The sequence below is a fragment of the Mycobacterium sp. genome (assembly GCF_049280035.1).
GTDB lineage: Bacteria > Actinomycetota > Actinomycetes > Mycobacteriales > Mycobacteriaceae > Mycobacterium.
Genome location: NZ_JBAPPI010000103.1, coordinates 1 through 2973, shown reverse-complemented (window position 1 = coordinate 2973; position 2973 = coordinate 1). Strand labels below are relative to the sequence as shown.

The 2973-nt window shown below is 66.4% G+C and carries 3 protein-coding genes; 2 read left to right on the top strand and 1 reads right to left on the bottom strand.

Going from position 1 to position 2973, the window contains the following annotated elements; translation table 11 throughout:
• Positions 1–1382: DHA2 family efflux MFS transporter permease subunit (locus tag WAN71_RS03430; RefSeq protein WP_422223985.1), on the bottom strand; the 1382-nt coding region annotated here is incomplete at its 3' end.
• A 437-nt stretch (positions 1383–1819) separates the two neighbouring features.
• On the opposite strand from WAN71_RS03430, the gene WAN71_RS03425 reads away from it, so the two are divergent.
• A complete protein-coding gene (locus tag WAN71_RS03425; protein ID WP_422223984.1) occupies positions 1820–2575 on the top strand; it encodes a hypothetical protein in 756 nt (251 codons plus the stop codon).
• A 190-nt stretch (positions 2576–2765) separates the two neighbouring features.
• The coding region (locus WAN71_RS03420; RefSeq protein ID WP_422223983.1) for a 2-oxoglutarate dehydrogenase E1 subunit family protein at positions 2766–2973 on the top strand (208 nt) is incomplete at its 3' end.

Below are 2973 nucleotides of genomic sequence, written 5' to 3'. Positions count from 1 at the left end.
GACTGGGACATCGCAGCAGAGAATGGCTCGCGCAGGAATCCCGGGAGCTGCAAGGCGGTACCCTTGCCGCCCGTCGGGCCGAACCCCTCGCCGTCGGGCATTGGCGGCATCTCGTACGTGATCCTCGACGTCATGAAGGAAGCCATGCCGGCGCTGCCCAACACGGCACCAACTTGGCGGGTCGCGTTGTATACCCCGGAACCGGCGCCAGCCAGCCGCGGCGGCAGGTTGCGGGTTGCGGTGGCGGCCAGCGGCGCCCAGATAAACGCCATCCCAATACCCAACGCAATGAACGGCAGAACCAACTGCCAGATCGGCGCGGACGGCGTCATCGCGATCGAGAGCCAGGTCAGTCCGATCGCCAAAACCGAAAAACCGAAACCGACCACCGACCGAGGGTGGGAACGGTCGACGATCTTGCCGACGATCGGTGCGAGCAGACCACTGGCAATCGCCATCGGCGCGGTCAGCAGGGCCGAGCGGGTCGGCGACAATCCGCACACCCCCTGCGCGTAGAACATCAGCGGCAACATCATCGCGGTGGCTGCGAACCCGATGACCGCCCCGGCGAGGTTGGCAAGGCTGAAGTCGCGGTCTCGGAAGATGTCGAGTGGGATCAGTGGCTCGTTGGTGCTGATCGACTGCCAATAGCCGAAGGCGGTCATGAACCCGATGCCGGCGACGAACACCGCCCAGATCCACGGCGCCCAGCCGTCGGACTGACCCTCCTGCAGGGCGAAGACGATGAGCAACATGGCCAGCCCGGACAATCCGACGCCAACCAGGTCGAATCGGTGTCTATGTGTGGGCAAGACCGGCATCAGCCAAACAGCCAGCCCCAGACCGATGATCCCGATCGGGACGTTGACGAAGAAGATCCATGCCCAGCCCAGCGCGTCGACCAGCACACCGCCGGCCAGCGGCCCAACCAAGGTGGCAACGCCCGCGGTGGCACCCCACACGCTCATCGCCATCCCGCGCCGTTCCGGCGGAAAGATGCGGGTGATTACTGACAGCGTCTGGGGGGTCAGCACCCCGGCGCCGATGCCCTGCACAACCCGTGCGGCGATCAGCATCCCGATGGTCCCCGACAGGCCGCACCAGAGTGAGGCGGCGGTGAATACTGCGAGGCCGGCCAGGTAGAGGTTTTTCGGACCGAACCGGTCACCGAGTCGGCCGGCCACCAACAACGGAACCGCGTAAGCGAGCAGGTAGGCGCTGGTCACCCAGATCACCGTGTCGTAACTGGTGCCCAGCTTGGTCATGATGCTGGGGTTGGCGACCGCGACGATCGTGGAGTCGAGCAGGATCATGAAGAAGCCGACCATCATCGCCCAGAGCGCGTCCCACGGACTTGCGGCTTTCCTGCGTTTGGTCGACATGGCGCCGCTGGCGCGTCGGGTGCCCCCACCCGCTCGCTCCCCAGCAGTCGCCGCAGTCATGTCCCTCCCTCTCCTGGCTCCGCATCTTGCTGTCGGACGCCGCCTGCTGCCACTCGAGCTGACCGGACCGCAGCGAACTGGCAAACTCGCACAGCGACGAGAGCTCGGTCTGCATCATTGCCAGCAAGTAGTCCAACGCCACCAGATACCCACCTGGTGTGACACCGGCGTCGCGAAGCGCCATGATCTCAGCCGGAGTGGCCTCCAGCGCCCCGACGCGGTCGTCGACCGCATTCGCCGCGGCATCCCTGTCCAGGGTATCGACCTCGGCAAGTGCGACGACAACCTCGGGAACTCATGGACGGGGATGCTTGCCCCACGTTTCGTGCGTCGGCGCTAGCCTGAAGGCATTCCACGTATCACCTCGGAGGCACCTCATGAGCGCCCGACGGACGCACTCAGCGGATGACTCGCTGCCCGCCACTACCAACGGCAAGCCCAAGGCATCCGCGCGCGCATTGGCGCACATCATCGAGCGCAGCACACGGATCCAGGGCCCGGCGGCGGCAGCCTATCTGGACCGGCTGCGCCGTGCGAACCCAGACGCCGCTCCCGCCGTTATTGTCTCCAAGCTGGAGAAGCGGTATGTGGCCGCCGTCACGGCCAGCGGCGCAGCCGTGGGTTCGGCCGCTTTGCTACCGGGCATCGGCACACTCGCCGCGCTGTCCGCGGCCGCCGGCGAGACGGCGGTGTTCCTTGAGGCCACCGCGTTCTTTGCGCTGGCGATCGCGGCCGTGCACGGTATCCCGGCCGAAAATCGGGAACTCCGGCGCGCCTTGGTGCTGGCCGTTCTGGTCGGCGACGACAGCAAGCACGCCATCGGCGAACTGCTCGGTCCGGGCCGCAGGAGCGGTGCGTGGTTGTCGGAGGGGGCGGCATCGCTGCCGATGCCCGCGTTGGCACAGCTGAATTCGCGGTTGCTCAAGTACGCCGTCAGGAAATTCACGCTGCGGCGCGGTGCACTGCTGTTCGGCAAGATGCTGCCGATCGGTATCGGCGCCCTCATCGGCGCCATCGGTAACCGGCTAGTGGGTAAGAAGATCGTGCGGAACACCCGCAACGCGTTCGGTACGCCCCCGGTGCGGTGGCCAGTCACCCTGCATCTGCTGCCCACGGTTCGCGACGCCGGTTAGCAGCAACTCTGGCCGGTGCCAGTTGAGCCGGGCTGGCCATGACCGTGGCGGATTGTCGGCAAAGGGTTAGCCTTTATGGGGCGGAAACTGTCGGAGCCGCCGCAGGTCAGATGCGCCGACACCGGTTTTGGGAAGTGGCAAGCGTCACTAGCGCGCTTGCCGGGCAGAGGAATCGAGGCGAGCAGCTGCCGTGAGCAGTACGAGTTCACCATTCGGGCAGAACGAATGGCTGGTCGAGGAGATGTACCGCAAGTTCCGCGAAGACCCCTCCTCGGTCGATCCGAGCTGGCATGAGTTTCTGGTCGACTACAACCCCGAACCAACGGGCGACGGCTCGACCACCGCCGATGCGCAGCCGGCGGCGGCTCCGGTCGCGCAGGCCGCGCCCGCCCCACCAC